General features: G+C 68.3%; 6 protein-coding genes. 2 read left to right on the top strand and 4 right to left on the bottom strand.

The window, feature by feature from the left end; translation table 11 throughout:
- Positions 1-42: 42 nt before the first annotated feature.
- The 3 genes from Q7P21_RS19250 to oppB form a co-directional block, all read right to left on the bottom strand.
- Entirely contained in the window at positions 43-1,542 is a 1,500-nt protein-coding gene (locus tag Q7P21_RS19250; RefSeq protein WP_304179744.1) for a putative 2OG-Fe(II) oxygenase, read from the bottom strand.
- A 91-nt stretch (positions 1,543-1,633) separates the two neighbouring features.
- Positions 1,634-2,542, bottom strand: coding sequence for an ABC transporter permease subunit (locus Q7P21_RS19245; protein ID WP_304171821.1), 909 nt, complete (start codon positions 2,540-2,542; stop codon positions 1,634-1,636).
- The gene (gene oppB, locus Q7P21_RS19240; RefSeq protein ID WP_304171823.1) at positions 2,539-3,462 is read right to left on the bottom strand and encodes an oligopeptide ABC transporter permease OppB; all 924 of its coding nucleotides are present in this window, start codon (positions 3,460-3,462) and stop codon (positions 2,539-2,541) included. The genes Q7P21_RS19245 and oppB overlap by 4 nt, the downstream gene beginning before the upstream one ends.
- Before the next feature lie 113 nt (positions 3,463-3,575).
- Here oppB and Q7P21_RS19235 point away from each other — a divergent pair, with 113 nt between their 5' ends.
- Positions 3,576-3,986 (top strand): TIGR01244 family sulfur transferase, encoded by a 411-nt coding sequence (locus Q7P21_RS19235; protein ID WP_304171824.1) that lies wholly within the window; start codon positions 3,576-3,578, stop codon positions 3,984-3,986.
- On the opposite strand, the gene Q7P21_RS19230 is transcribed toward Q7P21_RS19235, so the two are convergent.
- On the bottom strand, positions 3,983-4,144 hold the full coding sequence (locus Q7P21_RS19230) for a hypothetical protein (protein ID WP_304171826.1): 162 nt from the start codon (positions 4,142-4,144) through the stop codon (positions 3,983-3,985). The two genes, Q7P21_RS19235 and Q7P21_RS19230, sit on opposite strands and share 4 nt — an antisense overlap.
- Positions 4,145-4,214: 70 nt before the next feature.
- Between Q7P21_RS19230 and Q7P21_RS19225 the strand changes: the two genes are divergently transcribed.
- Complete coding sequence (locus tag Q7P21_RS19225; RefSeq protein WP_304179734.1) at positions 4,215-5,111, top strand: MBL fold metallo-hydrolase; 897 nt, start codon at positions 4,215-4,217, stop codon at positions 5,109-5,111.
- The last annotated feature ends 2 nt before the right edge of the window (positions 5,112-5,113 follow it).

The raw sequence follows: 5,113 nt of genomic DNA, 5'->3' as shown, positions 1-5,113 counted from the left end.
ACGGCCAGCGCGCCATCCGCGCCCGCCGCGTCAAATAGGGTCTCAGACCGGCACGGCGTCAAAGGCCACGGTCAACCGCGCCTGGGTCGAGGAGAACGGCACGGTGCCATGCCACATGTAGGACGGGAACAGCACCAGCCGGCCCGGTGCGGGCTGGACGAAATGCTCGGCCTCCAGGGCCGGCCCCGTCGGCACGCCGGGCTGGCCGAACTTGATCCAGCCGGCGCGGGTCTCGGTGTCGCGAACCTCGTCCGGCAGGGCGACGTAGCTGGCCGAGGACAGCCATCCCATCGGGTGGACGTGGTCGCTGTGATAGCCCTGGGAGGGCAGCCGGACGGACCAGGCCCCGGCGAAGCGCGCCGCGCCGGTGTTGCGGGAGCGCATAGGATCGGTCCCCGCCCCCAGCTTCGCCGCATGCTCGGCGACCACCGCCCGCGCCGAGGCCAGATAGGCCTCGATCACAGGACCATTTCCGCCATCCAGCCGCAGGGTCTGCTGGCCGCCATGGCGCAGGGATTGCGACAGGGGATGGGTGACATAGGCGTGCACGCCGTTCAGGGCTTGAGTCAGATCGGCCAGGAAGGCGGGAAGACTGCTCCAGCCGGCCGGCGTCGGAATCTCATAGACCCCGACGAAGGCGTCGTAGTCGTAGATCCGCCGGTAGCGGGGGTCGTCCAGCAGCCGCCAGGCGGTGGCCAGCAGGGCCAGGGCGAACTGGTTCTGCGGCGCCCGGAACACCGCACGCTGGGCCATATCGGCCGCGCGGGCGCCCTCCCCCGCCGCCAGCCAGGCCTGAGCCAGGACCAGTTCTGACGCCAGGGTGTTGGGCGCCGCCTTGGCGCAGCGCTGCGCCAGCTCCACCGCGCCCGCCACGTCACCGGCCTGGCCCGCCAGGTGGGCGGCCGCGCGCAGCAGTTCGACGTCGTCGGGATTGTTGGTCATCGCCCAGGCCAGGGTCTCGCGAGCCTTGTCGATGTCGCCCGTGAACTCGAGCACCGTGGCCCTCAGGCCGGCCAGGGTCAGGTTGTTCGGCGACCGGACAAGTTCGGCGTCCAGATATTGCAGGGCGGCGCGCGAATCCGCGGTCCGCATCCAGATCAGTTGCGCCAGTTCGCGATGCGCCTCGGCGAAGGTGGGGCGCAGCTTGACCGCTGTGGCGAAGGCGGCCTGCGCGTCATCGAGCTTGCCCTGGGCCATCAGGGCCCGCGCCAGCACCAGCCGGGTTTCCGGAGCGCCCAGCCCGATCTTGATCGCCCGGACCGCAGCGGACTCTGACTGGTCGTGTTTCTCAAGGTCGCCCAGGGTGGCCGCCAGATTGTGCCAGGCCACGCCATCCGTGGGGAAATGCTCCACCGACCGCCGATTGAAGGTCAGGGCCTCTTCCAGCCGCCCCATGGCCTTCAGCACCGCCGCATGGGCGGCCAGGTCGCCGGCGGAGCCGGTGGCTTCCGACACCAGGGGCGTGGTGATGTTCAGGGCGCCCGCGAGGTCGCCGCGCGCCAGGGCCTCATAGGCCTGCTTGTAGTCGGGGGCCGCAGCCATGGTCCTAAGCTCTCCGGGCGCCCCGAGGGCGCGGCTTTGGGTCTTACAAGTCCAGGATCGAAAACCGAAGCCCCCTCGATCCTGCGCCGGCTCAGCGGTCCTTGGGATCGATGGCGTCGCGCAGGCCGTCGCCGATGAAGTTGAAGCACATCAGGGTCCCGACCATGGTCAGGGACGGGAACACCAGCAACCACCAGGCCAGCTCCATATCCTGGGCGCCGCCGGCGATCAGGGTGCCCAGCGAGGCCATGGGCGGCTGCACCCCCAGCCCCAGGAAGCTGAGGAAGCTTTCCGACAGGATGACCGCCGGAATGGTCAGGGTCACATAGACCACCACCGGCCCCAGCAGATTGGGCACGATGTGGCGGGCGATGATCGCGCCGGGCGTCAGGCCGGCGGCGCGGGCCGCCTCGACGAATTCCTTCTGCTTCAGGGCGAGCGTCTGGCCGCGCACGATGCGGCTCATGGTCAGCCACTCGACCGCCCCGATCGCCACGAAGATCAGGATGATGTTGGAGCCGAAGGTGACCATCAGCAGGATCACGAAGAAGATGAAGGGCAGCGAATAGAGCACGTCGACGACGCGCATCATCACCTCGTCCACCGCCCCGCCGACAAAGCCGGCCACCGCCCCCCAGGCCACCCCGATCACCAGGGAGACAAACGTGGCGACAAAGCCGATCGCCAGGGAAACCCGCAGCCCCATGAGCTGGCGGGCCAACAGGTCGCGGCCCAGAGCGTCCGCGCCCAGGAAATGGCCGGCGGTGAGCGGCGGCGCCCAGACATCGGCCTTGTTGATCTCGTCATAGCGGAAGGGCAGCAGCATCGGCCCGATCAGGGCCAGCAGCACCAGGGCGGCCAGCACCGTCATCCCCGCCACTGCGGCGCGGTTGCGCATCAGCCGGCGCCGGGCGTCTTGCCAGAGGCTGCGGCCGCGCACTGCCGCCTGCATCAATTCGGCGCCGCGGCGCGAGCCCGGGGCCAGGACAGGACCGTTCATGACAGCCGCACCCGGGGATCCAGCAGGGCGTAGATCAGGTCGGCCACCAGGTTCAGGAACAGGATCAGGGTGGCGTAGAAGATCACCATCCCCATCACCACCGTGTAGTCGCGCTGCAGGGCGCTGATCACGAAGAACTTTCCCAGGCCCGGCAGGTTGAAGATCTTTTCGACCACCAGGGAGCCGGTCAGCAGCCCCGCGCAGGCCGGCCCCAGATAGCTGACCAGCGGCAGGATCGCGGCGCGCAGGGCGTGCTTCATGACGATGGTGCGGGCCGGCAACCCCTTGGCGCGCGCTGTGCGCACATAGTTCGACTGCAGGACCTCGATCATGCCGGCCCGGGTGAGGCGCGAGATGATCGCCACCTGGGGCAGGGCCAGCACCGTCACCGGCAGAATCAGATTGCCGATCGCCCCGCCGTTCCAGCCGCCATTGGGCAGCCATTGCAGGATCGAACCGAACAGCAGCACCAGCAGGGGCGCGATGACGAAGGTCGGGATACAGACCCCGATGATCGCCACCCCCATGACCCCATAGTCGACCCAGCCGTTCTGGCGCAGGGCCGCCAGCACCCCCAGGGTCACGCCTATGCCCGCCGCGATGCTGATCGCCGAAAGGCCGAGGATCAGGCTGACCTTGTAGTTCTCCTGGAGGATCTGCAGGACGGTCTTGTCCTTGTATTTCAGCGACGGCCCGAAATCGCCGTGCAGCACGTCGCCGACATAGGACAGGTATTGCTGCCCCAGGGGGCGGTCCATGCCGTAGCGGGCGAGCACGTTGCGCTCGATCTCCGGTGACAGCTTGCGGTCGATGTCGAACGGACTGCCGGGCGCGGCGCGCATCATGAAGAAGGCCACGGTGACCACGAGGAACAGTGTGGGCAGGGCCACGAACAATCGGCGGCCGATAAAACGCAGCATGCGGGGGTGACGCTCGCGGAGGGCGGCCTTTTACGCGGCCGGTCATTGCGAAACTTCCATCGCCCCCCGATGATGTCAACGAAGGGTCTCACTCCAGCCAAAGTGCGTATCACATGAGCCAGTTTCGACGCGTCACCGACCAGCTTTCCGTCAGTCCGCAGATCGCGATCGCCGATCTCGCCCTGGTCGCGGCGCAGGGCTTCAAGACGGTGATCAACAATCGCCCCGATGGGGAAGAGCCCGGCCAGCCGTCCAGCGCCGAGATGGAGGCCGCAGCCAAGGCGGCGGGGCTGGCCTATGCCCACATTCCGGTGCGCGGCGGACCGACCCCGGATCAGGTCGAGGTCGAGCGTCTTCTGTTGGAGGAGACGCCCGGGCCGGTGCTGGCCTTCTGCCGCTCCGGCACGCGCTCCATCAACATCTGGTCGATCGGCCAGGCCATGGCCGGCGAGCGGACGCCCGACGAGCTGGTCAAGCTCGGCGCCGACGCCGGCTACGACCTGTCGGGTCTGCTCAGGGCTTAGGGATGGCTCATGGCCAGGGGCACGCGCACCGCGCCCATGGCGACCGGCTCGGACTCGCAACTGGCGACCGCCAGGACCATCTGAGCCGTCAAGAGACACAGGAAGGCGAAGGCCGCGCGCTGGAGCCGTTTTGAAACAAAAATCGCCGCGTCCGCCATGTGAACCGCTCCATTTCGATGAACTGGAGCCGCACACCGCAAGGACGGCGCCGACAGGGAAGGCCCGGGAATGATTCCTTATGTTCGCGAGATCAAGTTCGACTATGGGGCCTGTGACCAGGTCTCGCCGCTGATCCGCCGGGTGGTGGCCAACAATCCCGGCCCCTTCACCTATCTCGGCACCGGCACCTATATCGTCGGCCGAGGCGAAGTGGCGGTGATCGATCCGGGCCCCGATCTGCCCGAGCATCTCGACGCGATCCTGGCGGCCATTCCGGGCGAGCGGGTCAGCCACATCCTGGTCACGCACCACCACTCGGACCACTCCCCTTTGGCCGGGCCGCTCAAGGCAAAGACCGGCGCGCCGATCCATGGCTGCGCCGTGGGCGCCCGGGCCGCCGAATCGATGGTGGTGACGGAGGCCGGATCCGATTTCGGCTTCACCCCCGACATCAGCCTGTGCGGCGGCGGCCAGGTCCTGCAGGGCCCCGGCTGGACCATGGAGGCGATCGCCACCCCCGGTCACACCTCCAACCACATCTGCTTCGCGCTGAAGGAAGAGAACGCCCTGTTCTCCGGCGATCACATCATGGGCTGGTCGACCACCGTGGTCTCACCGCCGGACGGCGACATGACCGCCTATATGGAGAGCCTAGAACTCATCAAGGCGCGGGAATTCACCACGCTCTGGCCAACCCACGGCCCGCCGGTCACCGAGGTCACCCCCTTCATCCAGGCCTATATCGACCATCGCCGCGCCCGCGAGGCCCAGGTGCTGGGCGCGCTCGCCCAGGGCCACGGCCGGATCAAGGAGATGGTGCCGGTGCTCTATGCCGAGGTTGACAGCCGCCTGCACCCCGCCGCCGCCCGCTCCGTGCTCGGCCACATGATCGACCTGGTGCGTCGCGGCAAGGTGGCCACCGACGGCGAGGCCGGGCTCGACAGCGACTACCGGCTGGTGGGCTGATC

The organism is Phenylobacterium aquaticum (genome assembly GCF_947378715.1).
Taxonomy (GTDB): Bacteria; Pseudomonadota; Alphaproteobacteria; order Caulobacterales; family Caulobacteraceae; genus Phenylobacterium; species Phenylobacterium aquaticum_A.
This window is presented reverse-complemented; position numbering and strand designations above follow the sequence as displayed.